This is a genomic window from Opitutia bacterium ISCC 52 (genome assembly GCA_014529675.2).
GTDB lineage: Bacteria > Verrucomicrobiota > Verrucomicrobiia > Opitutales > UBA2995 > UBA2995.
The window spans coordinates 1,488,379-1,514,140 of sequence record CP076040.1; the positions used below are offsets into that span (position 1 = coordinate 1,488,379).

Annotated in this window: 21 protein-coding genes; 9 read left to right on the top strand and 12 right to left on the bottom strand. The window is 48.5% G+C overall.

From position 1 onward, the window contains the following. Positions 1-2 precede the first annotated feature (2 nt). A complete protein-coding gene (locus GA003_06500; GenBank protein ID QXD29617.1) occupies positions 3-797 on the top strand; it encodes a glucosamine-6-phosphate deaminase in 795 nt (264 codons plus the stop codon). Between the two features lie 85 nt (positions 798-882). On the opposite strand, the gene GA003_06505 is transcribed toward GA003_06500, so the two are convergent. The 3 genes from GA003_06505 to GA003_06515 all read right to left on the bottom strand — a co-directional run bounded on the left by GA003_06505 (position 883) and on the right by GA003_06515 (position 4,945). Continuing rightward, positions 883-2,175, bottom strand: a complete 1,293-nt coding sequence (locus tag GA003_06505) for a hypothetical protein (GenBank protein QXD29618.1) — start codon at positions 2,173-2,175, stop codon at positions 883-885. Positions 2,176-2,282: 107 nt separating this feature from the next. After that, the gene (locus GA003_06510) at positions 2,283-3,989 is read right to left on the bottom strand and encodes a sodium:solute symporter family protein (protein QXD29619.1); all 1,707 of its coding nucleotides are present in this window, start codon (positions 3,987-3,989) and stop codon (positions 2,283-2,285) included. A 530-nt stretch (positions 3,990-4,519) separates the two neighbouring features. Continuing rightward, the gene (locus GA003_06515) at positions 4,520-4,945 is read right to left on the bottom strand and encodes a hypothetical protein (protein QXD29620.1); all 426 of its coding nucleotides are present in this window, start codon (positions 4,943-4,945) and stop codon (positions 4,520-4,522) included. A 261-nt stretch (positions 4,946-5,206) separates the two neighbouring features. On the opposite strand from GA003_06515, the gene GA003_06520 reads away from it, so the two are divergent. Next, on the top strand, positions 5,207-6,541 hold the full coding sequence (locus GA003_06520) for a carbon-nitrogen hydrolase family protein (GenBank protein ID QXD29621.1): 1,335 nt from the start codon (positions 5,207-5,209) through the stop codon (positions 6,539-6,541). Positions 6,542-6,554: 13 nt separating this feature from the next. On the opposite strand, the gene GA003_06525 is transcribed toward GA003_06520, so the two are convergent. Further along, positions 6,555-8,051, bottom strand: coding sequence for an arylsulfatase (locus tag GA003_06525; GenBank protein ID QXD29622.1), 1,497 nt, complete (start codon positions 8,049-8,051; stop codon positions 6,555-6,557). 220 nt (positions 8,052-8,271) lie between these two features. Here GA003_06525 and rsmG point away from each other — a divergent pair, with 220 nt between their 5' ends. The 4 genes from rsmG (at position 8,272) to GA003_06545 (ending at position 11,212) form a co-directional block, all read left to right on the top strand. After that, entirely contained in the window at positions 8,272-8,922 is a 651-nt protein-coding gene (gene rsmG / locus GA003_06530; protein QXD29623.1) for a 16S rRNA (guanine(527)-N(7))-methyltransferase RsmG, read from the top strand. A gap of 111 nt (positions 8,923-9,033) precedes the next feature. Further along, positions 9,034-10,053, top strand: coding sequence for a sterol desaturase family protein (locus GA003_06535; protein QXD29624.1), 1,020 nt, complete (start codon positions 9,034-9,036; stop codon positions 10,051-10,053). A gap of 231 nt (positions 10,054-10,284) precedes the next feature. Beyond that, positions 10,285-10,830, top strand: coding sequence for a GNAT family N-acetyltransferase (locus GA003_06540; GenBank protein QXD29625.1), 546 nt, complete (start codon positions 10,285-10,287; stop codon positions 10,828-10,830). Positions 10,831-10,912: 82 nt separating this feature from the next. After that, positions 10,913-11,212, top strand: a complete 300-nt coding sequence (locus tag GA003_06545) for an NIPSNAP family protein (GenBank protein ID QXD29626.1) — start codon at positions 10,913-10,915, stop codon at positions 11,210-11,212. 67 nt (positions 11,213-11,279) lie between these two features. Here GA003_06545 and GA003_06550 read toward each other — a convergent pair whose 3' ends face one another. The 5 genes from GA003_06550 to GA003_06570 all read right to left on the bottom strand — a co-directional run bounded on the left by GA003_06550 (position 11,280) and on the right by GA003_06570 (position 16,821). Continuing rightward, on the bottom strand, positions 11,280-12,683 hold the full coding sequence (locus tag GA003_06550; protein ID QXD29627.1) for a DUF1552 domain-containing protein: 1,404 nt from the start codon (positions 12,681-12,683) through the stop codon (positions 11,280-11,282). A gap of 69 nt (positions 12,684-12,752) precedes the next feature. Further along, a complete protein-coding gene (locus tag GA003_06555; GenBank protein ID QXD30357.1) occupies positions 12,753-15,398 on the bottom strand; it encodes a DUF1592 domain-containing protein in 2,646 nt (881 codons plus the stop codon). A 181-nt stretch (positions 15,399-15,579) separates the two neighbouring features. After that, on the bottom strand, positions 15,580-15,825 hold the full coding sequence (locus GA003_06560) for a GxxExxY protein (protein QXD29628.1): 246 nt from the start codon (positions 15,823-15,825) through the stop codon (positions 15,580-15,582). A 27-nt stretch (positions 15,826-15,852) separates the two neighbouring features. Beyond that, the gene (locus GA003_06565) at positions 15,853-15,942 is read right to left on the bottom strand and encodes a hypothetical protein (GenBank protein QXD29629.1); all 90 of its coding nucleotides are present in this window, start codon (positions 15,940-15,942) and stop codon (positions 15,853-15,855) included. 138 nt (positions 15,943-16,080) lie between these two features. Then, positions 16,081-16,821, bottom strand: coding sequence for a GDSL family lipase (locus GA003_06570; protein QXD29630.1), 741 nt, complete (start codon positions 16,819-16,821; stop codon positions 16,081-16,083). A gap of 138 nt (positions 16,822-16,959) precedes the next feature. Here GA003_06570 and GA003_06575 point away from each other — a divergent pair, with 138 nt between their 5' ends. Continuing rightward, positions 16,960-17,523 (top strand): molybdenum cofactor biosysynthesis protein, encoded by a 564-nt coding sequence (locus GA003_06575; GenBank protein QXD29631.1) that lies wholly within the window; start codon positions 16,960-16,962, stop codon positions 17,521-17,523. A gap of 5 nt (positions 17,524-17,528) precedes the next feature. On the opposite strand, the gene GA003_06580 is transcribed toward GA003_06575, so the two are convergent. From GA003_06580 to GA003_06590, 3 genes are all read right to left on the bottom strand, one after another. Then, on the bottom strand, positions 17,529-19,859 hold the full coding sequence (locus GA003_06580) for an alkaline phosphatase D family protein (GenBank protein QXD29632.1): 2,331 nt from the start codon (positions 19,857-19,859) through the stop codon (positions 17,529-17,531). Positions 19,860-20,237: 378 nt separating this feature from the next. Beyond that, positions 20,238-21,203, bottom strand: coding sequence for a zinc-binding dehydrogenase (locus tag GA003_06585; protein ID QXD29633.1), 966 nt, complete (start codon positions 21,201-21,203; stop codon positions 20,238-20,240). Then, positions 21,203-22,189 carry a zinc-binding dehydrogenase gene (locus GA003_06590; protein ID QXD29634.1) on the bottom strand — a complete coding sequence of 329 codons (987 nt, stop codon included), beginning with the start codon at positions 22,187-22,189 and terminating at the stop codon, positions 21,203-21,205. The genes GA003_06585 and GA003_06590 overlap by 1 nt, the downstream gene beginning before the upstream one ends. A 266-nt stretch (positions 22,190-22,455) precedes the next feature. Between GA003_06590 and GA003_06595 the strand changes: the two genes are divergently transcribed. Both GA003_06595 and GA003_06600 read left to right on the top strand, forming a co-directional pair. Continuing rightward, entirely contained in the window at positions 22,456-23,487 is a 1,032-nt protein-coding gene (locus tag GA003_06595) for a hypothetical protein (GenBank protein ID QXD29635.1), read from the top strand. Continuing rightward, complete coding sequence (locus GA003_06600; protein QXD29636.1) at positions 23,477-25,390, top strand: hypothetical protein; 1,914 nt, start codon at positions 23,477-23,479, stop codon at positions 25,388-25,390. Before GA003_06595 ends, GA003_06600 begins: the two co-directional genes overlap by 11 nt. Positions 25,391-25,762 lie beyond the last annotated feature (372 nt).

A 25,762-nucleotide genomic window follows, 5' to 3' on the forward strand; every position in this document is an offset into this window, starting at 1 on the left:
TTATGTCAGACTCGAATCATCCTTCACCTATTCGTGAGCTCTCATCCGATGCTCTTAACTCGGCCGTTTATCCTAACCGTGATGACATGGGGAAAGCGGCGGCTCTTTATGCCATAGATTACCTGAAATCGATTCAGGACTCGAAAGATGAAATTCGCATCGTTGTGGGTAGCGCTCCTTCGCAAGATGAATTTTATCATCATCTGTCCTCGTTGCCTGAATCCGAGGAGATTCAATGGTCCAAGTTCACTGTTTTCCACATGGATGAGTATGTAGGGATTAGCGCTGATCATTCTGCCAGTTTTCGAGCTTACCAGCGCGCGCATTTTGTGAGCAAAGTTCCCCTCAAGGCATTTCATGAAATCAGAGGGGAATCGGAAGACCCTGAAGCTGAATGCAAGCGATTGAGTGGGCTACTCTCAGAGGCGCCGATCGATTTGGCTTGTTGTGGAATAGGAGAAAACGGGCACTTGGCCTTTAACGATCCTCCGGTCGCTGACTTTGACGACCCGGTGGAAGCCAAGGTGGTGGCGTTGGATGATATTTGTCGTCAGCAGCAGGTGAATGATGGTTGTTTCCCTGATTTTGATTCAGTGCCGACCCATGCCATTACGCTTACCTTGAAAGTCTTCAAGGAAGCTAAGGTTCTGAGCTGTGTAGTTCCGTCACCGACCAAAGCAAAGGCGGTAGCAGCCACTATTAACGGTCCCATCTCAACCGATTGTCCTGCTACCTTGATGCGTTTGCATCCGAATGCTCGGATGTTTTTAGAACCGGACTCAGCGGCGTTGGTTTGATTTGTTTTAGCTGTAGGAGCGGATTTATCCCGCGATTATCCTGATGCTTATTGGTTAAAAAATCCATCGAGGGCTAAGCCCGCTCTTACAGTTTCAATTTTTCCAGTTGAACTAACTGAATCTCGTAAGCGATCTCATCGGTCTCAGCTGGACCTGCTTGTCTCCGAGCAGCACGAATCTTTTTTCCCTGAGTCGGATCTATAGTTTCGACCCATGCCACGGTGTAGAGGTGGCCATCGGCGCCCATCGCAATGCTCTCGGTAAAGAAAATGCGACGTCCGGTTTCCAAAGTAAGCGGACCATGGTCCATGAAGCTTTTTGAATCAATTTGGTAGGTGAGCAAATGTACGGACGATTTTAAGTCTACTCTGCCTTGGACCTTTTGGCCAGGAGCATGCCCCAGGTAGTAGAGGGTGTTGTTCGGTCCGAGCATGAACCCAAGTTGAGTCCGCATAGGATTTCTTTGAGAATCTTGAGATACCCCATCTGCTTTGAAGGAGTGAATCGACGATAAAGAGTTCTTGGAGGGTGAATACTCGAAGAGTTGTGTGCTGCCTCCGTGTAATCCCCAGAAGCTGTTCGTTTTTTCATTCCATAAAATGGTTCTCCAGCCCTGCCAGTAATAGTGGGGTTCTGGAAGGATTTTAAAGGCTGGATCCCGATCGGGAACGACTGAGTTGAGATCAAGGTCGGTGCTGTAGTAAATCGGACGCTGCTTACTAGTATTCAAATTCCAAACACGGCCTCTGTCCGTGGATCCGTATAACGTCCCTTGTCCATCAATCCCCAGCTTCCGGCAAATGAAACTCCATTCACTTCCCAGGTGGCCCCATTCTCCTCGCTCCTGGGTGGCTCCCCAATTGCGTAATTGTTTGTCTTTGAGATTGTAGCTGATCAGGAGTCCGGTCGGCCAGGTAAGTCCATAGAGGGTTTCGGTTTGTTTATCCAACTTCATGGTTATGATACCTTCATTGGGAAGTTGCAGTTTGGCTATTGCCTCGAACTTTCCGCTTTTCAAATGGTAGCGAACAAAATGACCTCCTGGATAGGGAGAGCGACCTTTCGGATTCAAATTGGGCAAGTTGCCGTCATAGGAGGAGGTATGAGTGGCGAAATATAAATAGCCTTCATGCTCAATGAGACCTGAATGGATTTTGCCATGTGGTGTTTCGCGGTCGATTTGCGTTCCGAGGATGTCTTCCAGATCACCTACCTGTTTAGTTTTTTCGCTCTCAGGATCAAATTGAAATATGCGAGCGGAAGATTCTTCTTGGTGAGTACTGACTGAAAAATAGAGCTTTCCGTCTGAAGCCGCGGTTAAGCTATGGTAATTACAATCGCCTTCCAGAAAACCTGGATCGAACAACTGTGTTTCCACATTCCCTTCTACGCATATCCCGAGTAAAAAAATGGACTGGAGTAGAATTAGTCTGAACGATGATTTAACAAAATTCATTTCTGGTCTTTTGCGGATTACCATTTTCGTTACCCCTTTGAGATCCAATACACGAAAAGTATGATCGTGATGACGCAGAGCCAACCCACTGAAAAACCCGTAATGGAACGTTTGCTGGGAATGGGGATTTCAAGATCTGTTTGCGGAAAGAAAACAGTCCGGGGGAGGGGGGTTGAGCCTTCGGGTAATTGGCAGGGGTCCTCGGTTTGTGGCTCTTCCTTATTCACGGGAGTTCTCAGAAGTGCGTAGAAGCGATCTATCTTTTCAGGATCGGTCGGACGAGTGAATAGACTGACTATCACTCCCGCCAGAATACCAGCTGTTAGATAGAGGATCATTTGCCAGGGGAGCGGAATCGTTGCGACATCTCCTACTTGAGTAACGATACCCATAAATTCAACGCCTGGGATATTACTCAACCAGCTGGCGAAGAATGATTGTGTTCCCAGCCACCACGCCAGTAATGCGCTGAGGGTCGATGCCCAGGCTGAAGCGGGGGTAGCTCGTCTCCAGAAAAATCCAAGCCAGAAACAAATACCCATCATGGGGCCAATTTTCCAAAGAATTTCTAATCCTTGAATAACTCCATCGAGCCAATAGGCGTAAAGTACCCCTAAAATCACTACGCCAAGAGACGCGATTCTTGCTACCCAGAGGTAATGTTGGTCGCTTTTCTTTGATGCTACAGGTTTGTATACATTGCGGGTAAATAGAGCTGACGCTGCGATCATAAATGAATCGCATGAACTCATGACGGAAGCGAGGAGGGTGGCGATAAAAAGTCCTAAGGCGCCCGGTACCAATTTGGGGAGGAACTCATTCGCTAAAAGACCATAAAGGTGATCGGGATGAACGTCTCGTCCAGCAAAGTAGGCGACGCCGGCTAAGCCAGTAAGACACCAGGCGACCGTGCAGAACCGTTTAGTAAAGCTCCCAACCATGAAACCGAACTGGCCGTCTTTCTCAGTTTTTCCGGCAGCGCAATTGGCCAGGATGTGGGGTTGAGTAGCTATGCCGATCAAAGCATTTACTGATATGACTGCGATATAAAATACACCGATACCAGCAGGTGCGGCCAAGGAAAACATCGTTGGATCAGTGATCGTTGCGCGCATGCCTTCCATGCCTCCTACAGCTGCCATAACCGAAGGCAGAAGAAGAAAGGAAAAGAGGATGGTCAGGATGCCTTGAACAAAATCGGTAACAATCGCCGCGCTAAGTCCTCCTGCGGCTCCGTAGGCAACAAAAAGAACTGTCATAAAAGCAATCGCCAGATTGGGATCAATAGCTCCTCCGCTTGCTCCTGAAATCACCGCACCCGATCCTTTGAGCATCAACCCAATGGTGGTGATCATCATGCTCATGCTTATCAGTGCATACAGCGTAGCTACACTACGATTATATCTGAGTTCAAAAATGTCTCCTGTGGTTAGCGCTCTAAATCTGCGCATCACAGGTGCAATCAACCAATAGAATGGAGTACCGAAGAGATAAAGCCACTGATACCAGATGCCAGACAGTCCACTGGTATAAGTTTTGGAAGCGACTCCTACGGCCTGGTCCGAATGGGTTCCGCTCCCAAATGCATGCAAAGTCAGCATCCATTTCCCAAATCGACGAGGCATGATGAAGTCATTCACTCCGCGGACCTTTTTCATTGTGTATATGCCCAGAAGCGTAACGCCCAACAGGTAGAGCAGAAGAACGATGATGTCGAAGAAGCTTAGGCCTAGCATAGAAGAGATGGGTCTCAAAATGGAACAGGCGATTGGGAACCAGTCTATCGCCAGATAAACAAAACCAATTGATGGTTCGAAGACTGGCGTATTCCTTGGTTACTGTAAACCTCACACTCGCGGAGTGAGGATCTACTTTTTTGACTTTAGGCGTGAGCTAGGCTTCGTTTTTGAGGCTTCATGGCCCTACAGAGGCGGCCAGGGTATTTGGCATAAAATGGCTGTTTACCTAGATTGCGTTCAATCAATTCATTTTCGACTTTGAACAGTTCATTTTCACCAATATCGTTCTCATCTGGAATAACAACGGAAGTTGGATTCTTCCAATTGCAGCTGTGTCGAAGTGATTCAATGTAGTTGAACGGCGCTGGTGTTAGTCCTGCATTATAAATGCGATAGCTATGTTCTGTATGTCCATCTCTGCGAAGTTCCTGAAAACAAGGATGCCAACCGCCAACCGTTTCCAATGCAGATCTTGTGAAGAAGTTAACTTGGGCACTCCCGTAATTTGCATGTCGAATAACTATTCCCTATTCTGTTTCCGTCGAATTCTGTTCGTGAAGTAAACGCTCTGGTCCATGTAAGCTAAAATGATGTATGCCCGTGGTCTTGAATGCTTCAATATGTTTAATGAATAGATCCGAATCTAGGACTTCCACGTCATCCTCGATGAAAAAGTAAAAGTCGTATTCAGGCAGCAAGGACACAACACGGTTTTTTGATATACCAACACCCTCGGACTCATCGGCCACGATACAGTCTACCTCCAATTCTTTTGCGAGTATTAAGCTCTCCTTGTTGGCAGGTGCGGTTAATCCATCGATGGAAGCAACTAAGTCAAATGCTTCCAATTCCTCCAGGCTACCTTTGATGCACTTGAGGTTTTTTTTGAGCAAGTGTGGGCGCTCGCAGGTCGTGAATACGACCAGGGAATTTGCTTGGTTTCTTATTCCCATGTGAATGGGGGAGGATTTGAGAGCTTACTGTGCGGAGTTTAGTTAATTGGCTACATGTACTCTGCATAAAACAGATTAGGACACGTTTCAGGATTGATGAGTTTCTCACACCCTTGGATAGATATCTTTATGCGTCTCCCTTTTATCATAGTTATTCCGCGATATTTACGTTCTCTTTTCAATTTTTAGCCGAAAACAACTCTGATTCAGATGGCATTTGGATTGAAGTGAGGGAATCAATACCTTTGAATCCTGCTTGATATGAAAGCTACCCCGGCAACTCTTTTCTTTTTCTTTTTCACAAACAGCCTACTCTCCAGTAGCGTAAACCCACAAAACGATTGGACGCCACAATACCCAAGGGAAGAAATAGCTCCTCGGTTTTCTACCACGGAGGAGGGGCATCTAGTCCTTAGCTCTGAGCAATCCGGTACCAATGGCCATTGGAGGAAAGTATTCCCTGTTGAGGGTGGTAAAAGTTATCAATTTTCTGCCTGGCGAATAGCCGAGAACATTCTTCATGAACGCCGCAGCTGCGTGGTGCGGATCGAATGGTATGGCTCCAATGGCGAGCTTGTAAAAAGTCCTCACAAGGTGAACCCGGTCTACTTGGGAAAAGATACTGATATGGCCCGGCCCGATTATCCAAGAGATTGGGAGCGGCGAAAAGATGGCTCCGTACTGGTGAAGGACACCTATATGGCTCCGGCCGATGCAACTGAAGCGCAGGTTCAACTACATTTGCGTTGGACTGAAGGTGGCAAGGTGACTTGGAAGGAGGTCTCTTTTGCGAAAACGAAACCATTGCCGCCTCGACTGGTTAAGCTAGCTGCGGTGCATCACAATCTGTCTGGCGATGGCAGAAACACGATCGAATCAAATCGAAAGATGGTGGTGCCATTGATCGAGGAGGCGGCTCGAAAAGGTGCCGACTTGGTTGTCTTGGGAGAAATGGTTTCCTGCAAAGGAGTAACGAATATATTCGCTGAAGAAGCTGAGTCGATTCCTGGACCGACAACCGGTTTCTACGCTGCGGTGGCAAAGGAGAATGACTGCTATATTGTGCTTGGTCTTCCCGAACGAGATGGTCACGAAGTATACAATGCATCCGTTATGCTGGGACCTGAAGGAGAGCTTGTGGGAAAGTATCGCAAAGTAACACTGCCGCGTGAAGAAATCCAGCAAGGGATCTCACCAGGCTATGAGTATCCGGTTTTCAATACACGTTTTGGAAACGTAGGCATGATGATTTGCTACGATGTCTTCTTCCCTGAGGTGGCCCGGGAGTTGGCTATGAATGGGGCCGAAGTTATCGCCTTACCTATTTGGGGAGGTAACCCCATGCTAGCTGCTGCCCGTTGTGCCGAGAATGGGGTTTTTCTCGTGAGTTCCACCTATACCCATCATGAATCGAATTGGATGAAGACAGCCATCTGGGACCGGGAAGGAAATCGCCTTGCCGAAGCAGATGAATGGGGAACCGTTACGATAGCGGAAGTCGATTTGAACAAACCGACCTACTGGCCATTCATGGGCGATTTCAAATCACGGATTCAGCGCGAGTCGCCTGTGAGGAGCGCAGAAAAGGACGGCTGAGTAAACTGGAAGTCTATTTAGCTTTTTTCACCGATGCTGGACCGCGACCACTTTTCCACAGAACAATATCCTTAACATCGTTTTGCGATGCAGGGCCGGAGGTGCTTCGTCCGGCGTGTACATCCTCGGTCATGAGTGCGAGCAAGCGCTTCGCGATGTTGGGATGACTGGTATAAAGATTGGTTTTCTCACCGGCGTCTTTTTCCATGTCGTAGAGTTGAGCTTCCAATGTACCAGCTTCAACTTGTCTTTCATTGGGTGCCGACCATCCGCCTGATCCTCTGGCGAGTAAGAGCTTCCATTTGCCATGGCGGTAGGCGAAATGCCCTGAGTTTGAATGATGGATGACGCCATTGCGTGTAGATTCAATCGGTTTGCCTGACAGCGCTGGTAGAAAACTGACGCTGTCTTCACCACTACCTGAAGGGAGCCTCACTCCGAGGATCTCCGCAGTCGTTGACAATAAATCTGTCAAGCAGATCAGTTGATCGCTTTTTGATCCAGGTTTTACATAACTCGGCCAGCGCACGATGAATGGGATGCGATGACCACCGTCCCAGAGATCAGCCTTGGAGCCGCGCAAGTGAGCGGAAGGAAAATGACCTTGTGCTTCGAGTCTTTCAATACCGGCCGCCTTGGAGGTGCCATTGTCGCTGGTAAAGATGACCAGGGTTTTGTCTGTCAGACCTTGTCGCTCGAGCGCTTTTGATACTTCAACCACGACGTGGTCAGTCTGCATGACAAAATCAGCGTGTGGGCTAAGGCCGCTTTTGCCCTGCCACTCGGGACTCGGTACGATCGGGTTGTGGGGTGATCCGAGTGGGATGTAGAGAAAGAATGGTTTATCCTTACCTGCTCTGGAATCAATGTAATCGACCGACTTTTCAGTGAGCCGGGGCAGCATATTGATCTCATCATCGTGTTCAATGACTCGATCATTCTCGATGACGGCCTTCATATTTCTCGCATGATGAAACCCATGATAGAAATCGAAACCCCGGGTAAGGGGTCCATCAGGAATCTTTGCGCCAACAGGTGGGGTTTTGTGATCCTTTTTTTGGTAGGCTTCTCCTGATACGGGATCGTGATACTCAAAATTTAAATGCCACTTTCCGATAATCGCCGTATCATAGCCTTGGTGCTTTAGGAAACTCGCCACGGTTGGTCGATCTTCCGCGATCAGGTTGGGAGCGAATCCAGTCACGACGCCTTTTTGTAACCGTGTGCGCCAACTGTAACGGCCGGTCATGATTCCGTATCGTGTGGGTGTGCATACGGCCGAGCCGCTGTGTGCCTCTGTAAAGATCATTCCCTGGGCCGCCAGCTGATCGGCGCCAGGAGTAGGGATCTTGGACGTTTTGGGAGCCAGTGCATGAATCTCACCGTAGCCAAGATCGTCGCAGATAATGTAAACGATATTGGGCTTTGAGCTCTCGGCAGCTATGATTGCTGGGAAGAGTCCTGAGAGTAAGAAGATTAGAATACGGGAAGTGGGTAGTATGATTTTCATTAGAGTAGGAAACTTATGGTTATTATCGGTAGCTAAGAGAAGAACAAATAATCGTTTCAGTCACCTAGGGGCATCGATTGAGAATCGGATGTCTATGGGGTGGGAAGATCTTAAGGATTTGCCAGGTATGTCGTTGATTCTTTTTCGGCAATGATCACCTTAGTCATTTTCAGAAATGGGTATCACGGCGCGATTGAGTCGATGAAAGCCCTGACTTAATATGATTGATCAAGCGCTACGAGACACATTTCCAACTATAACTGGCGATACTTGGGCAATATTGACCGAGTGGGCCGTCCTGTTGCGTGACTGGAATGAGAAGATCAATTTGATCTCGAGGAAGGATATAGATCACCTTGAAGATCGGCATTTGTCGCACTGTTTAGCTATAACAAACCACCTAAAGCTCAGGAAGGGTGCTCGGGTAATGGATGTGGGTACAGGAGGAGGCTTCCCGGGGATATTGATGGCTATTTGCTATCCGGAAGCGCGCTTTACTTTGATCGATTCAATTGGCAAGAAGATCACGGTCGTTCAGGATATAGCTGATAAACTTGGATTAAAGAATGTCGAGACACGTCATTGCAGAGCCGAGGCGGTGAAGAAGGAGTTTGATTTTATTACGGGAAGGGCTGTGAAAAACCTGCAAGAGTTTTTCAGCTGGATTAGAAAAAATCTTCGTCATGGAGACCGATGCTCCATTCGTAATGGTGTGCTTTATTGGAAAGGTGGCGATTTAGATGACGAGTTTGACCGCTTGGGATTTCGACCACGCATGACGATTCGGCTGCAAGATGAATTGGCTGATCCGTTTTTTGAGGAGAAGTATATTCTACATTTTGATGTGCGAAATGTGCGTGCTGGTAGGTAGACTGAATTCTCCATTTGGTTGGAGTCCATAATCCATCAATCCTCAAAAAATCTACTGGAATAAATTACTACTTCTTACCAACATCGTCCTCTATATTTTAAATGGATCTCTATGAGTGATCAGGCATTGAAAACAGAAGGAGGGAAAACCTCCAAAAGACGCGAGACGTGGAACCACACCACGCCGGTGGTATTTTCACCCTTATTCGATTGGCCTCCCAATCTGAAGGGCTCCATTCTAGCGTTAACCAAACGCTGGGTGACTATCTCGAGGAATGTGCTGTTCTTGATGATGGCTTGGCTCGTCTATCGATTCTTCTATCCTGATATGACACACCTGCAGTCCTTATCAGTTGGTTGGGTAGGTGCCATTTTTCTGAGGAATATTCTATTCATGCTGCTGATTACGGGAGGCCTGCATCTGTACTTATTCACCTTTCGTTTCCAGGGTAAGCGACTCAAGTATGACCATAAGGAAGAACTGGATAAGAGCCGGAAATTCTCATTTAAAAATCAGGTTTGGGATAACATGTTATGGTCCTTGGCAGGAGGGGCGACTATTTGGTCGGCCTATGAGGTGTTTTATTTCTGGGGACTGGCCAACGGAGTTATTCCAGGTATTAGATTTCTCGTTCACCCGGTTATTTTTGTGCTGTGGTTGTTGGTGATCCCTGTTCTGACGTCCTCTCACTTTTATTTGATTCACAGATTGCTTCATTGGCCACCGCTCTACCGGAGAGTCCACAGTGTGCACCATCGCAATATTCACATTGGTCCTTGGTCCGGTATGTCGATGCACCCGGTGGAGCAGCTCATCTACATTTCATCCGTGCTCGTTCATTTTGTGATTCCATCTCACCCCGTCATATTTTTGGTGCATATTTATGGCCGGTGCTTGGGGCCTTCATTTTCTCACTCAGGATTTGAGAAGTTACTCGTGAAGGATAAGAGTGTATTGGAGGCGGCCGACTTTCACCACCAGTTGCATCATCGATTTTTCGAATGTAACTACGGCACGGTCGACGCTCCCTGGGACCGTTGGCTTGGATCATATCATAATGGATCTGATGAGGACACCGTCCGCGTCCGGGAGCAACGCAAGCGAATGTATCGAAACAAGCTGCCGGCTTGATCGTTTTTGCGTACGAACCCCACTTTCTGGCCTGACGATTAATCCTGAAAGTCTTTAGCCTCGTTAGATTCGAAATCTTTAACCGGGAGCTAAATTTCCTTACTTTTGATTGGTCTGACAGATATTAGAATGAGTAAGGCAATGCCGCTGTGGTGGAATTGATTGTAACTGCCAACTTATACTCTATCATATTATGATCTGCAGTTAAGCAGATCCCGGGAGTACACTGCTATGGACATCATTAAAGAAAATATTCGTATCGCGATGATCCACAACGATCTGGAAAAGGCTCCGCATTATTCGGTTCCGGAAGGATTCTCCCTCCGTATCTATCAACCGGGATACGAAAAAGCGTGGGTCGATATTCACAAGGCAGCAGATCCTTGGAACGATATCGACCTCAACTGTTTCGCTGAGATATTTAGTGAGCATCCATTGCCTCTGGCGGAACGACAACTCTATCTGTTTGATTCAAACAATGAACCCATCGGTACTGCTACCGCTTGGGAGCGTGAGCGGGAGAGGACGATGTGTGGGTCGGTGCATTGGGTAGCCATCCATCCAGCCTATCAGGGAAAAGGGCTTGCGAAACCTCTTTTAAGTGCAACCCTCGCCCGCCTCATGGAGGTCGGTTATGAGGATGCCTTTCTTTATTCTTCCACCGCTCGCATGCCTGCTATCAATCTGTATTGGAAATTTGGATTCAGGCCGCTTATAACTGATCACAACGAAATGGAAGCTTGGGACAGTGTGACTGCTCATTTACTGATTGAATAGGGCAGAGCCCAAGTTAGTTCATTGCATTTTTTAGTATTCTGCTATCGCAAGTTTGTGACGTAGAGGTAGAAATACATGCATTATGTTAATAGACATACGAATCTACCAAACCAAGCCAGGGATGCGAGAAGAGCATTTTGACCTTTACGAAAAATACGGTCTGGCTCCTCAAAGCCGTATTCTAGGAGCACCCTATTCCTACGTGAAGTCGATTGAAGATCCCAATGAATTCATTCTCATGTGGAGTTACGAAGACATGGCCGATCGTGAAGCCAAGCGTGTTCTCATGTGGAATGATCCAGAATGGCAGGTGTATGTAACCCACAGTAAAGCCTTGGGGGCTGTGGTGTCGCAGCATAACAAATTGGTAGAAACGGTTTAAGTCGGCTGAACTTCTCCGCTGAACTCCTCTTCCCGCCTGAAAATCCGACGGAAGAGCTGCTGACGAATTAAACTTCCGCCAAGGTATGGCTGCTGCCACCAAAGCTATCAGTCTCCACTCCGAGCTTGTGAAGCATGGTGAGGTAGAGGTCTGAAAGGGGAAGCTCTTCGAAGTCCATTTCTCCGCGCCAGCCAACATCGGTGCGGATCCCGGAGGTGGCTTGGTTGTCTTCATTGCCAGAGCCATACTTGAGATACTGGCCGTGCTTGAAGCCCATGTTCTTGCCGCCGGCGAGGATCAATGGGTAGTTACGAGAAAGGTGGAATGCGCTCGATGCGGATCCGAATAAAAGGACGGTGTTGTCCAGCATGTTGCCGGTGCCTCCAACCTCTGGAGTAGATTTCAGCTTGGTAAGGAATCGGCCATATTCTTCACTCAGGAAATTACAGTAGGTGCCAAAGTTTTTATAGCCATCTGGTTCCTTGGTTTTGTGACTGAGTTGGTGGGTTAAATTGAATCCGATGGCACGTGCGAGGTAGTCACTGACCCCCACGCCATTTTCCCGACCGAGTTGGTAGGTGACCGTGCGAGTAGAGTCGGTTTTGAAGGCCAGGTAAATGAGCTCATACATCGTTTGCAGATAGACACGTGGATCTTCTGGTGTGATATCGAGGGTTAGATGGTCGACATCAACTTGAGGGAGCGGAATGTCCATCCAGCGTTTGGCCTTTTCGATTTTGATTTCGGTATCGCGAACCGAATCCAGGTATTCTTGCAGTGTTTCTTGGTCGTGCTTGGACAAGCTTCTTTTTAAAGAGCGTGCATCGGCAACTAGGTCATCCAGAGCAGACTTGCTCATGGCCAACCGGCGGGCTGCATCTTTGCTACTCTTTACGAAGAGCATGTCGAAGATATGCTTCGGCTTGTGTTCCGCAGGTATGGGCCGGCCTTGTTCATTAAATGAAATAGTGTGCGTACCGCGTGGAGACCCAGTACCTCCGTCTGTAGATAGAACCATGGATGAGAAACGGGTATGTTCTCCTTCCTGTGCAGCAAATAATTGATCCAGTGAAATACTGTTTTCATAATCTCCGTAGTCTCCCGTATCAGCTCCGGTAAGAAACTGATCTGCATTCGAGTGACCGTGAACACTTCGTGCTGCGGGGTGGGACAATCCACCAAACACGGTTACTTCATCGCGCAAGGGCTCGAGTGGATCCAGGCACTTGGTAAAGGTAAAATCTTTCCCTCTACCATGAGGGAACCAGCTCCAATCCTGGTAGGATGGATCCTCCTTCAGTGGCATGGGCACACCATCTGGCATGTAAAAGGCAGCCAAACGTTTTTTGTTCTTCGGCTTTGCGGCATGTGCCAATCCTGAAAAGGTTTCGAAGGCAGGGAGGGCAAGGGCGAAGCCGCCCAGACCTCGAAGGAATTTACGACGGTCGATAGTGGCTAAATTTACTTTCATGACATTTGGGGCGAAGGGCGTGTGACTGGGGTATAGCAGGTTTTAGGTTTCTGTGTCCGGGTATCCAGATTACTTGGTGAGGAAAAGATCGGTAGTGACGATAAGTGAAATGAGGTCTGCAAGTCCATCTCCTTTATTGCGGAGTTTGGCGGTGATTTCTTCGATACTGGCGCGGTCGGAAAAGCTGAGCGGACGACCTAGGGCGTAGGTGGTTAGCTTATGAGCCATGGCGCGGGCAAATTGATCCTGTCGATTCTCAAGCAGGAAGCGTTTTAGGCCGTCGATACCATTTAGCTCCTGCTTGTTGAAAAGCTTACTGGATGCGTCGACCGGTTTTTCTCCAATCGTTTCGCGCCAGCTACCGGTGGCATCAAAATTCTCAAAAGCTATCCCCCAGGGATCGATCTTGGCATGACAAGAGAAGCAGGCTGGGTCGTTTCTATGATCTTCCATGCGTTCCTTGAGTGTCATTTTGAGTATCTCAGGATCACTTAGGTCAATTTCGGGTACAGCTGCCGGCGGCGGCGATGGTGGATCGTTGAGCAGGCTTTCGAGTAACCAGATTCCTCGTTTGAGTGGATGAGAATCTTTGCCATCGGAATTCATCGCAAGTAGCCCCGCCTGCGTCAGTAGGCCACCTCTAACATCCTCTGGCTGGAGGGCAACTTTTTGGAAGGCAGTTCCATAGACTCCAGGGATTTCATAGTGCTGAGCCAGTCGTTCATTGACCATGGCATAATCAGCATGAATGAAATCCATCACGCTACGATTCTCGCGCATTACTTCTTGGAACAGGGCGATAGACTCGTTTTGCATGGCCTCTTTTAAATAGTCATCAAAGTCACCATACAGGTCTTCGTCCACATCCAGGTAATCGAGCAATTGCATGCCCAACCATTGACGAACGAAGTGTTTGGAAAATCGCTTGGCTCTAGGATCGCTTAATAGGCGTTCCGTTTGACGAGTAAGGACCCGGGGATCGCTGAGCTTTCCCTTCTTTGCAAGAGTGAGGAGCTCTTTGTCTGGCACACTCGACCAGAGGAACATCGAAAGACGTGTCGCTATCTCATAATCGCTTAAGCTTGTTTCGCCTTGCTTGCCTTTGGCCGGTTCTGATTGGACCAGGTAGAGAAATTGAGGGGAGGAGATGACGCCGGCTAGCACCTCGATCATCGCTTCCTGGAAATCATCACAGACGGGACGTACTTCTTTGAAGAGTTTGAGCTTTTGATCGATTTCCGACCTCGTGACAGAGCGCCTCCATGCACGTGGCATAAAGGATGCCAAAACTTCTCTGGCGTACTTGCTCTCATTGCCTTTGTTTCTGCTGTCTACAAAAATCCGACTGTGTGACTCAGGTGGCCATTGTGGGTATACCGGGGCCGTAACTTCTACATAGTCGATTTGAATGCCTGATGTTGATTGTTTGGAGTCATCTTGGTGAATGTTCTGAAATTCCAGAAACTCGGTTGGATTAGGGATCTGTCCCATCTTCTGGATTCCGCGAAATAGATTCCTAGGTGTCTCGCCTAAAGGAATAGTCCATTCATAAATCTGTGGATTGCCTGGTGCAGCCATGATTGCCGTATCCTTAACGCCAATACGTCGAATACCTTCTGAATTGTTGCTGGCCTGGAATCCAAAGAAAAGTCGCAGGCTAGGGTAACTCTCTTCCTCGGTAGTAGTACGTGAGGCGCGAACGCGGACGCGAAGATCACCGGTGTCTGGGAGCCAGTCTCCCAGATCAAATTTGATTTCCTGTTGAGCAGGAACGATGGCTACTTGCGAGGACGGAGGAGGCACATCTGGAACTTCCGCTACAGGTGCATGTGATTGTTTTGCTCCATGATAGCGGTAGGCCGCTCTATAACCCTCGCCGGTATTCAGATCCAGATAGTGAGCCTGATTTGTGTTTTTTGCGTACCGTTGAGTTTGCTTTTCAATTTCTTCTTCACGCTTTTCCGGGGCGAGTTGTTCTTTTCTGATTCGATCATCAATATCCGTAACGATCCGCTTCCGTAACTTCTCCATGGCTTCACCAATGTGAATGGAATAAAATACCATGTCCGGACGCACCCCACGAACCGTTGCTTTTTCCAACGCGCTTCTTCCCAGCTGTCTGTATTGCTCAAATTGCTTTACCGACATTTGCAGCATTTCTGAGCTGTTCTGAAACCCATCCTCCGAAGCCGTTTCCGGAGGTAGATTCTTGGCGAAGTCGTAGGGGAGTCCCAGTAGGTCCTGCAACGCATAGTTATATTCGTAGCGCGTCATGCGCCGGAAGGAGGAATGGCCTTCTTCGCTACGACGAACCTGCGAAGCTACTTGAACCTCCTTAGTCAGCCAGTTGACGATCGTTCCACGGTCTTCATCGCCCATTTCAAAGTCCGCATCTTCCGGAGGCATTTCGCCATTGGTTATGACATCCATAACATCCAACCACCACAGTTCGTCGCCACTGTTGATCAGGTCCGGGTTCAGTGTGTCTATTCGAAAATCTCCTTTTTGTTTATCGGGACCATGGCATTGGTAGCAGTTATCACTAAGTAATGGCTCAATTTTTCTGTGAAAGGCCTCCAGGTTGGCTTCAGGCACGTTGCTAGATGCGACTGGAATAGTCTTGTTTCGATAACTCGATCGGAGTGCACCGTTGATCTTAGCTTCATCTAATGACGAGGAAGCAGCATGAGCGTATGTGGCACAGGCGCTCAGCAATGCACTGATAAATAATAGGGATCTGAACATACTTAGGGTAGAAGGGTATTGTTTGGAACTAATGGAATATCCAATCGGGAATGTCTAACAATAAAATCGTTACCAGTTTGTGAATGAGATCAACAACGCTGCGCTTGATACTGCTTCGCAGCAACAGGCTAGAACTACGTTCTAACAGGAATTAGTCTGAATAGAGACGTTTGATCTCTAGCTTAGGAGATCCGAAGTTTATTAGAAGTCCTTGTTTGAATCGTCCAGCCTTTAGATAGTTGATGAGTTGAGTGGAATTATTTGGATGCAATTCTTTAGTCGCCTTGAGTTCGATAACTATTTCGTCAGAAACGACAATGTCGGCGAAGTAGTGACCAATTGGGTGGTTTCTAAACAGCACTTCAACTTTTTGTTCTCTTTTGCTATCGAGACCCATTTCATCCATTACGAGTTTTAGCGCTGTTTAATAGACTTGTTCGAGAAAACCATGACCAAGTTCGTTATGAACTTCGTAGGCTGCTTTGATTGTTTGGGATGTTGTTTTAGTTTCCATGAATTGTAGATATTTCAAATCATGTGGAAACTCAACCGAATCTTGTTGGAGCTTTGCTCCATCTTGTTGACGAAGTCATCCAGGCGCGTAGTGCCGATGTTTTAATATCGGTGTAGTGAGTGGATCTTAAATATCTGCTTATTCTTCCATCAAACCGCTAAGGGTCGGCAGCATTGCCTCAGACCATAGGTCGTAGCCATGCGCGTTGGGGTGCAATAAGTCGGGCATGATGTCCCTGCTTAGTATTCCTTTCTCATCCAGAAAGGCCGGTCCGATATCGAGGTAGGTCACCCATTCGGGGAACTTATGGTTTTCCAAGACCGCATTGGTATTGTCGACAATAGCGCGTTTCTCTTCACCCGGATTGTTGCGAGGAAAGACGGCCAGAAGCAGAATCTTGGTCTGTGGCAGTTTGTTGTGAATCGCATCGCACACGGCAATCACGCCTTCTGCAATCTCAGCCGGTTTATTAGCGCTCCAGTTATTGGTGCCTATCATAACTACGGCTACTTTTGGAGCAATGCCATCAAGTGCCCCATGATCGATGCGCCACAAAACATGCTCGGTCTTGTCGCCACCAAAACCCATGTTAACTGGATTCCATTGTGCGAAGTCCCGTTTCCAAACCGCATTGCCGGTTTTTGGGTTATCAAATCCATGGGTAATGGAATCACCCAGAAAGACTAGATCTACTGGGTTCTTTTGGATTTTCACCAGGATCTTGCCGTGACGCTCCATCCAGCCCAGGTCATCACGGTTCTTCCAATAGTGTGTTAGGCGCGGAACGGGTTCGATGGCAGTATTGGCTAATAGGGTTTGCTGAAAGGAGAGGCCTGAAAAAAGAATGCCGAGCCCGAGTATGAGTCTTAAGGATTTCATAATGAATATCGTGGTACTTGGCTTTTATTCTGGGAGAGGATTTGGGGAAGTCTAACTTTAAGTGATTGCTCTCTCAAATCCTCGACTGATTTTCACGATGATCTTGTCTCATGTAACTAATTTCATAACCTTTATTACATGAGTCGCTATCCTATCGAAATTCATGGTTTGGTCATTGCTCCTGAGCATCGAGTATTCGGCGCAAGTGGTAGGGATGTAAGTGGTAGGGATGTAAGTGGAGCGGACCTGATCTCAAGAACGAGTGTGAATGTGATTGCGGGCTCCGGTATCGAAGGTGATCGCTTTTGTCGGCACCGCCCGGACTACAATGGGCACGTGACTTTCTTTAGTCAGGAGGTTTGGGATGAAGTGAGGGATATACTTGGATTGTCAGAGGCCATGGGCCCTGAGCTCACGAGAAGAAACGTTATTGTGTCCGGTGTTGATCTGAAGGCTCTCTACGGAGTTCCTTTTGAAATAGATGGTATACGATTCCTGGGTACGATTCATTGTGCCCCCTGTCCGGCTATGAATCGAGTGTTTGGGGATGGCGCCACCAGGGCGTTGCGTGGCCGAGGAGGCTTACGTGCTCAAGTGAAGACCGATGGAACCTTGAGCGTAGGACCTGCGGATTTGGTCACGAATGCCTCATTCGATCCAGAGAGTGCAAGTGCTCAACCCATTCCGCCTAAGCTTCCTTAGTCGATCTAACTTAATCGATTTTCTCCTCGATTCTCTTTCTGGTGAATCGTCACGGGCCAGCCTGGATATTGATTGGACGCTATGCTATCGGTGGCATCGACCATGAACTTGAAGCAATCCAGATGGTAGGTGCGAGCCTCGGTATCGATGGTGACAAGCCCAAAGCCACTGGCTTTTTGGTGGGCAAGCTCGTAACGGTTTTTCTTTTTACCAACTTCCGGATTACCCACGGCGTAGACGTAAACTTTATTGCCTAGTCCGTCATTCATTTCACCCGTATTGGGATTATCATGACGGGGACGATTCTTGTGCGGCATACCAAGTTCGTCGGGTCGCCACCAACGAGGATAACCTGCGGAGATGGCGGGTACGCAAAAGGACCAGTTGCTGTCTCGCTGATTGTCGACGCCGTATTGAACTAAGGATGTTAGGTGTTGATCACCATTCACGTGTAAGGGCATCGCTTCGCGCAAAATATTTATCGCATTGTTTCGTGCTGTCTGTGGCCAACCACCACTATCGAGATCGGCTTTGAGATAGTTATTAACTTTTCCATGATGCGTAGCCATGCCAGCGAACACGGTTTGGCTGAGTAGGACTTTCATTTCATGACCGCGCCAATCCTTGGTCCAATGTTTGAGAAAGGCTTCCTGGCGATCTCCAAGGAGTTTAAGCCCGGGTTTGTCTAGGGTTGATGTATCAAAGTCTGGATCCGGGACATGATCAGCGCGACCAGGGCCGGTATCCACATTCTCAGGACCATTCTTGAATTGCCGATCTCCCAGAATGGCGAAGCTCACATTGCCGTAGACCATATCTCCGTAGTAGACACTGATGTCCTGTTTGACTGGAGTCGGGTCAAAATAGTCAGGATGATGCCCGGCGTTAGTACGGTGAACGGCATTTACCATACGAGCGGGTTCAATATAACCGCCTTTGCTGGAAGTCCCACCAGCGGTATTCTTCATGGCTGCGCCACCTTCGCCCCAGATGTTTCCATGAAAGACATCATGATCGTCAGGAATGCATAGTGTGGGGCGATCACGCATGGATTCTCCAAACGCCCACCCGAACATATAAAACTTACGGAGATAGTTGTGAATGGCCAATCCAGCCGGGTTGCGAATCAGTCCATATCCTCCGTGGTTCTCATAAAGTTGGTCTCCGGAAAAGTAGAGTAGGTCAGGATCGAGATTAACCAAGTTGTTGGCCACAGGTTCGTAGGGGAACCCATAGTCCTTTTGGCAGGTAAGTGCACCCAGGCGAAGCGGTCTGTCTTCAGGGTTGGCTTTAATTATGCCAGAACGAATATGATCACTAGTGGAGCCATCTGAGTGATCTTCACGGTAAACCAATTGGAAAGCTGTTTCCTCTTTTTCATTCCAGTTAGGAATGCGGAAGATTGCGGTCCAGGCATCTTCGTCGAAGCTGGCCGTGCTTATAGTTGTCCAGTGACCATTCTTTTGAATCTGCAATTCTACCTCCTGGTTGCTGTCTGGTCCCAACGGACCTGAAAGCGCACTCAGTTTTAGGACAAATCCTTCGTCACTCCGAGAATCGCTAAGTGAGTACATCGACCAAAGGATCGGACCAAACTTGCGTTCTGAACGAACGGTGAATGCATCGCCGGAAACATCCCAGTGCTTGAAGGCATAGCGAGCTCCTTGTTCATTTTTCAGCTTTGCATCGAAATTACTGACCAGAGACACATTGCCAAGTACGGCATTTTGTTCAACCGATGTGGAGAGACTAGCGATCTGTGAGCCTTGTGCAGTGGAAACGCTTAGAGTCAGCTTGTAGTCATTGCTTTGCGATTCACCTTTTAGATGAAGCAGATAGCCGGCGGAAGGATCAACGCGAACAGCCTTGCTTGCTTTTCCCAGTGTAAGTTGGCCGTTGATGACTCCTGCATCCACGCCACCGTTAGAAAAACTATTGGAGCGGTACTCATTGAGCTCGCTTTTTCGGCCCACTCGGAAACCGGCGCCCCCGTCTTTCTTTCCGCCTTCAACGCGTTGGACGTGAACAGACATTTCCAAACTGCCACTCGTATTTTCCAGTTGGTGCGTGATGAGTTGTATATTGCGGTCACCACCACCGGTTCTAGTTTCAGCGGCTCCATTGGAAACGCTCCAATCTTCCATGGGATTCGCCCAGAAGGACTCTCCCAGGAAGGTCCTGTCTTTTGTTCGCTGCCAATTGCTTTTGAAAGTGCTCGAAGAAGAGGTAGCAGATGAATTATTCTGCGCATTGCTGGTCCGTGCCCAGGCGAAGGGTAGGGACGCCAGGCCTAGCAGTTTTATAAATAAGCGACGGGGTAGTTTTGGTATGCTCATAGGGTAGTGGTAGTAATGTGACCTTCTTGAGTTAAGGATCTGATCGAATAACTTTGAAACGGTAGAACGGTTTTAAAGTCAATGCCTCAAGCTTATAGCTTGTCGTGTAGGGAGTGATTCTTTCTTCGGGGTCCTTTGCGATTTATACGCACTAAAAGGTAGGGCAAGAGCGTCTCGCTCCGCCGCTCTACCAATCTTGAACAGAAGCAAACAAAGGGAGCGAAGAATGTCTGCACTCAAAATCTCTGTTACCTCCGTTGCCTTCTGTTCAATATTAACTTTAATTAGGTTCTAAGAGGGGCCAGAGAAACTCGTTATTCTAATTTATTGGAGAACCGCTTTCGCGTCCTTTTGCGCATTTCGTAGTAGGGTTCCTGCCTATGGCGTATAGCAGACCTTAATCGCTTCTTGATTCCTCAGCATCTCTACCCCTTCGGCATATCGCTCCAGCGGAAGTGTGGCGGTTATCAGAGGATCGAGTCGTAGACGGCCTTCCACTATATGAGCTAGGGCAGTCCTTGCCGCAGCTCGATTGTGAGCTCCGTAGCCAACCAGGTGAAGTCCGCGGCACCAATGGGTGAAACCAAAATCTACATTGTCGCGAAGGACACCGAACAATGCGACTACGTCCACCGTCCGATGCATGAGGTATTCGACCGAAATCTTGAGGCCCGTGCAATCCACGGCCAAATCAATCGCCTCTGGGCTAAACCGATTGTGCGGAAAAGCTTCTTCGTTAGTTGGGTCCAGAACACGATCGGCGCCCAGGCTGCTTGCTAGTTCACGTCGGGATGCGGTGGGATCAAACGCTATCACTTCTCTCGCTCCGTAGGTCTTGGCCAGTTGAACTGCCAATAATCCGGCTGGCCCTAATCCGGCTACCGCAAAGCGAGTACCTTCAATGGCCTTCACGTTTAGGATCTGATCGAACGAAACCTGGATGCACATCGCCAACTCCAGGGATGCGATTTCTTCAGGTGCTAAACTCGCTGGTATCTCCAACAGGTTCCCAATATCTGCGACGACGTATTCCGCATAACATCCTTGTGGAGCTCCCGCTTGGTCCTGCCAAAGGGCAGCTTTCATACCGATGGTAAATGGTTCTGAGTTCGGTCCTGCGGCAACCACTTCGCCCATAGCTTCGTGCCCGGGTTGTCCGGGTGTGTATGGGTATTCAACCGTACCTCCCGGAACCATGGAAATGCCATCCATTATATGGAGGTCCCAGTGCGGACAGGTTGCAATGCCTTCTATCTTTAAGAGAACTTGCCCTTCGCCTGGCTCAGGGATGGGCAGTTCGACGATTTCGGGTCGGCCTTTTTCAATGTATTGTATCGCTTTCATTACCACTCCAGAACTACCCCCATAACCGGTTCGCTTTTTGTTTCAATGAGTTTCCAGGCTTTTGCCGCCTCAGCAACGGGAAACCGGTGCGTAATGAGTGGCAGTGTTTCCAGGGTGCCCTTGGCGACCAAGTCCATGGTTTGCTCCAGGCGATCAGGAGTAGCTCCTGAGACCAGGTCGATGGAAAGTTCTTTGTAACGGGGGGGCTGCAGCGCCATGCAATCCTCGGTACCGTAGAAACCCGCTGACACCAGGTGCGCGAACCGTCGCATGCTATCCCGTAGTTGATCCATCACTACTAATGAACCTACTGTATCGACGCCTACTTGGATACCGTCTGGAAATCTCTCTTTGATGGCTTCCACCCAGCCGCCTTGATTTTCTAGCATCGTTTCGCCTTGTTTGAAGTGAGCAAGCCGATCTTCGTGGCGACCAATCATAATGACTTCTGCTCCTCGGGAGGCCAACATCTGGCCAGCCCATTGACCTACGAGTCCATCTCCTACCACCACTGCTGGTTCTCCTGCTTGGATGCGTGGTCGCTCACCACAGTTGTAACCTACTTGCGTTAAAACCAAGCCTGAATAAGCGACCGGATCCAGTCCCGGGGGAATCTTTATGGCTGCGCCTCTTCCGGAAACAGAAGGGGAAATATGGCCGCCGCGTGGTTCAAACATGTTGTCGATTTTGCTGACGGATACAAAAACGGAGTCTCCTGGAACCAGGTCGTTTACTTCGGACCCGACCCAATCGACAATTCCAACTTTCTGATAACCAGCTGCGACAGGGAAGGGAGTTGGGTCGCCAGGTCTCCAAGGTGTGTCCCCCTCAATTCGTTCTCCACGTAGATAAGATCCTTCGGTTCCATTGCTGATCCAGGAGTGGGTGATATTGACCACGATATCTCCAGTGCCTGGTTCAGGGCAATTGACCTCTTGGAAGGAAACTTGGTTGGGGCCAGTAAATACGACAGCTTGGGTCTTCATATGCTAATTATATTGATTACGGCACTGCAGGGATGCAGTGGCCCTACCTTTAGTGTCGATTGTGGTAGGGCAATCGCGCGTGCCCTGTCACAGCGAATTGGCGGCGGCTGGTCCTCGCGATGCCGTCGATGTTCTGTGAGTAAAATCTGCCGAGTTTGGTTCAGTCGTCCAAAGTCCATACATTTTACGGTATATCTCAAATCGAAACAGTGAACGCTTTACTCCTACTAGAGAAGCTTTGAAGATCAAGCGGTTCTTCTTTCACTATGAGACCCATCCCATTTCTAATTATCTTACTAGCCTGTGGAGCCTTGTGTGCGAAGGCAGTTGCTCAGACTGCCAATCACGACTTCTATGTTTGTGCTGCCGTAAACAAAAACTACGTAATCGGTTCGAAGATTGTCACCACCAGTGGCATTCATCTTCAAACTGAGTCGGGTGAGTGGCAGCATGTAGGCATTAATGATCCGAGTATTTTTCAGGTGTCCTTTGATCCGCGCGATCACAATGTATTTTATACAGCCGCTCTAAATGGAGCCCTGCGGACATTGGACGGAGGTGAGAATTGGCGCATCTTAACCAGCTGGGACATTACTGAGCCAAAGGACATCTGCGTAGATCCCTTTAATCCAGACACTGTGTATCTGGCCCATCCTGGCGGAATTGCTGCTTCATTTGATCAAGGTATGACATGGTCGCCCATTGAGAAGGGCCTTCCCGATCGTGGAAAGTACACCCAGACCATTGAAACAGATCGTTCACGCGAGGGGCGCATTCTGGCGGGTTGTGAATCGGGGATTTATATGACTACGAATGGAGGTAAATCCTGGCGTCGGGTTTTGAAAACGAAGGAAACGGTCAATGACCTGCAACAGTCACCCCACAATCCCGATACCTGGGCTGCCGTGACTCAAGGGGATGCGGCATGGGCTTCCATCGATGGGGGGAAAACCTGGAAACAATTTCCCGATGTTCCTGGCGATGCCGCTCTCTACAATATTACTTTTGATGCCACGGACCCCAAACGATTGGCGATCGGAAGTTATACCTATGGAATGATGACTTCGGAAGATCGTGGAGGTAGCTGGACCTATCGAAATGAAGGGTTGCCGGATCCACATCGTGTGTGGCGGGTAGGAGTTCACCCTGATACAGGGCGTCTCTATGCTAGTGTGTATCAGAATGCTTTATACGCTTCGGGCGACTTCGGGCGGACTTGGCAAAGGGAAGGCTTGGAGGGGTCGGCCATTAATAGCTTTGTGTTTCTGAAGAAAGGGGGAGCAAACGATGCTAAGTAAAATAAAAGTCTTCTCTACAGTGATATTCCTGATCGGATGGTTTGCTACGTCTTTATTCTCTCAAAGATCCTACGAAGGACCGCACCCGAGTTTGGAAGTGATTGAGGATGCTGCTCAACGCAGGTCCGAATACCTGGATCGTGTAAACGAAGTGATCGAGTGGCGGGCCAATGTGGTTGAACGGGGTGATTCTGAGAAAATGGATCTATCCTCGGTATCTGCGAATTTGCTGTTGGGGCGGAAGTTGGAGGAATGCTCGGCACGGGTCATTGAAATAATGGAGACACCCGGCTCAGGGCCGTTTTGGATGCTTCCTTTGGTGGCCGTTACTTTTACTGGAAAGGAATTGCTTAGCGATGAGGCTCACGCAGCCATACGAGAGACTTGGCGTTCAGCTTATCAACTACGTGGTGACACCGAAAACCATTTCGCCATGTATTACACCATGCTTTATCTTGTATCCGAGCTGTATGCGGATGAGCCGGGTGAGACCTGGTATACTGGAAAGAGTTCGCAGGAGAACCTGGAGGAGTCACGGGAGTATCTTATCGATTGGATGGATATCATGACGACCATTGGTCAGGGAGAATTTAACCCCACCAACTACATGGCTGAATATTCGATCCCCATGCTCTTTTTGTTTTCCTGGGCAGAAGATCCGGAAATGCGTATTCGTGGAGAGATGGTTTTGGATTGGTTGTATGCCGGTCTCGCCGCCAATACCTTGAATGGAATTCTTCGTGGCCCCAATGCCCGTTCAGATGACAGAGCAATTGTAGAACGATGGAACAGCCTGGCGTCTGTATTTTCCTGGCTCAATTTCGGCAATACGCCGCCCATACGAGGATTCAGTTGGGGCAACTATTATTCACTCGTGGCAAAGAACTACGAAGTTCCCGAGGTCATCTACCGAATAGCTATGGATCGTGAAGGGCCGTTTGAGCAGCGTGATCTCAAGCGTTCTCGCCACAAATGGCGTTACAGCGATGTAGGAAAAATGCCGGTCTACAAAACAACCTATATCACCGATGACTATGCGGTTGGTTCCTACCAAGGTGGTATGGCCGATCCTATTCAAACTCACGTGTGGGATGTGACCTGGGCAACGCCAGATCCGCGTGGCATTCATCCGACGATGTTTTCAGTTCACCCATACTCAGCCTCAAAAGGCATGCAGACTTACTTCAATGTGCGTCCCGATACCATGGTCACCGCTGTGGCCGCGGAAGGAAAACCCTCCTATGATGTGGCAGATAAGTTGTTAGGCTGTTCACCTTACGAGCAGGTTGTTCAGGTCGAGGATACGATCATTGCGCTCTACGATATTCCCAAAGGAACGCGTTTTGAACAAGTGAACGGATTTTTCTCAAAGGATCTTAAGCATATGACCGAAGATGCGTCGGGTTGGATTTTTGCTGAGGGAGGAGATACTTATTTAGCCTACTATCCAATGGCGCCTTATCGCTGGGAGGCGCATATGTCGTACGCACGTCTTCCAAATCTTGGAAATGGTTATCGCTATGAGCGAGTTGAAAGCGGTAGCCAGGTCCTGGTCAGTCCGCATCTTAAAAATGGCACGATCGTTCAGGCCGCTTCAGTATCTGAGTTCAAGAGCTTTGATCACTTCAAGCAGACCATTCGTGAGCTCCCACTTGAAGTGCGACTCAATTCGTCTCCAAAAGTGACCTTCAGAACCCTCCGTGGAAAGCAGTTGGTATTCGAGTTTGGAAAAACGCCTTCGGTGAATGGGAAACGTATCGATTATTCGAAGTGGAAATTATTCGAGGGACCGTATCTGAACGCGGAGAAAGGCTCCCGGAAATTAACCATCACTCATGGGCGCCTGGAGCGTACCCTTGATTTCAATACGTTGACGATATCGGATCAGGTATTGGCACGTTAAAAAAGGGTAGGGCAAGAGCGTTCTGAATGGCACTACCTTAAGCGTATTTTATGAAGATCATTTAATACGAAACCGGCGTTGGGGTCATTCCTTGTAATCTTGACGAAGCTTGCGAAGTCAACCGATTCAAGGTTTGACCCCATTGGAATGTAAACGGCCCACGAATTCATCGAAATGTGCCTTAAGGTAGTGCCATTCACAGCGTCCTCGCTCTGCCGTGTATTTGTGCAGGCTATGGCGGCAGAGCGGGACGCTCTTGTCCTACCAATAAAATGAATTGCCAATCCCGTTCTTATCCGTCCCGGGGTCTTTAAAACATGACGCTCTCTAAAAGAAGAGGGCGCCACAACTACAACTAGAACGAACTAATAG

Excerpts from the sequence above, each read along its gene's own strand:
- GA003_06500 (QXD29617.1), top strand. The coding sequence starts at position 3 with ATGTCAGACTCGAATCATCCTTCACCTATTCGTGAGCTCTCATCCGAT.
- GA003_06510 (QXD29619.1), bottom strand. The coding sequence starts at position 3,989 with ATGCTAGGCCTAAGCTTCTTCGACATCATCGTTCTTCTGCTCTACCTG.
- GA003_06515 (QXD29620.1), bottom strand. The coding sequence starts at position 4,945 with ATGGGAATAAGAAACCAAGCAAATTCCCTGGTCGTATTCACGACCTGC.
- GA003_06520 (QXD29621.1), top strand. The coding sequence starts at position 5,207 with ATGAAAGCTACCCCGGCAACTCTTTTCTTTTTCTTTTTCACAAACAGC.
- GA003_06525 (QXD29622.1), bottom strand. The coding sequence starts at position 8,051 with ATGAAAATCATACTACCCACTTCCCGTATTCTAATCTTCTTACTCTCA.
- rsmG (QXD29623.1), top strand. The coding sequence starts at position 8,272 with ATGATTGATCAAGCGCTACGAGACACATTTCCAACTATAACTGGCGAT.
- GA003_06535 (QXD29624.1), top strand. The coding sequence starts at position 9,034 with ATGAGTGATCAGGCATTGAAAACAGAAGGAGGGAAAACCTCCAAAAGA.
- GA003_06540 (QXD29625.1), top strand. The coding sequence starts at position 10,285 with ATGGACATCATTAAAGAAAATATTCGTATCGCGATGATCCACAACGAT.
- GA003_06545 (QXD29626.1), top strand. The coding sequence starts at position 10,913 with ATGTTAATAGACATACGAATCTACCAAACCAAGCCAGGGATGCGAGAA.
- GA003_06550 (QXD29627.1), bottom strand. The coding sequence starts at position 12,683 with ATGAAAGTAAATTTAGCCACTATCGACCGTCGTAAATTCCTTCGAGGT.
- GA003_06560 (QXD29628.1), bottom strand. The coding sequence starts at position 15,825 with ATGGGTCTCGATAGCAAAAGAGAACAAAAAGTTGAAGTGCTGTTTAGA.
- GA003_06565 (QXD29629.1), bottom strand. The coding sequence starts at position 15,942 with ATGGAAACTAAAACAACATCCCAAACAATCAAAGCAGCCTACGAAGTT.
- GA003_06570 (QXD29630.1), bottom strand. The coding sequence starts at position 16,821 with ATGAAATCCTTAAGACTCATACTCGGGCTCGGCATTCTTTTTTCAGGC.
- GA003_06575 (QXD29631.1), top strand. The coding sequence starts at position 16,960 with ATGAGTCGCTATCCTATCGAAATTCATGGTTTGGTCATTGCTCCTGAG.
- GA003_06580 (QXD29632.1), bottom strand. The coding sequence starts at position 19,859 with ATGAGCATACCAAAACTACCCCGTCGCTTATTTATAAAACTGCTAGGC.
- GA003_06585 (QXD29633.1), bottom strand. The coding sequence starts at position 21,203 with ATGAAAGCGATACAATACATTGAAAAAGGCCGACCCGAAATCGTCGAA.
- GA003_06590 (QXD29634.1), bottom strand. The coding sequence starts at position 22,189 with ATGAAGACCCAAGCTGTCGTATTTACTGGCCCCAACCAAGTTTCCTTC.
- GA003_06595 (QXD29635.1), top strand. The coding sequence starts at position 22,456 with ATGAGACCCATCCCATTTCTAATTATCTTACTAGCCTGTGGAGCCTTG.
- GA003_06600 (QXD29636.1), top strand. The coding sequence starts at position 23,477 with ATGCTAAGTAAAATAAAAGTCTTCTCTACAGTGATATTCCTGATCGGA.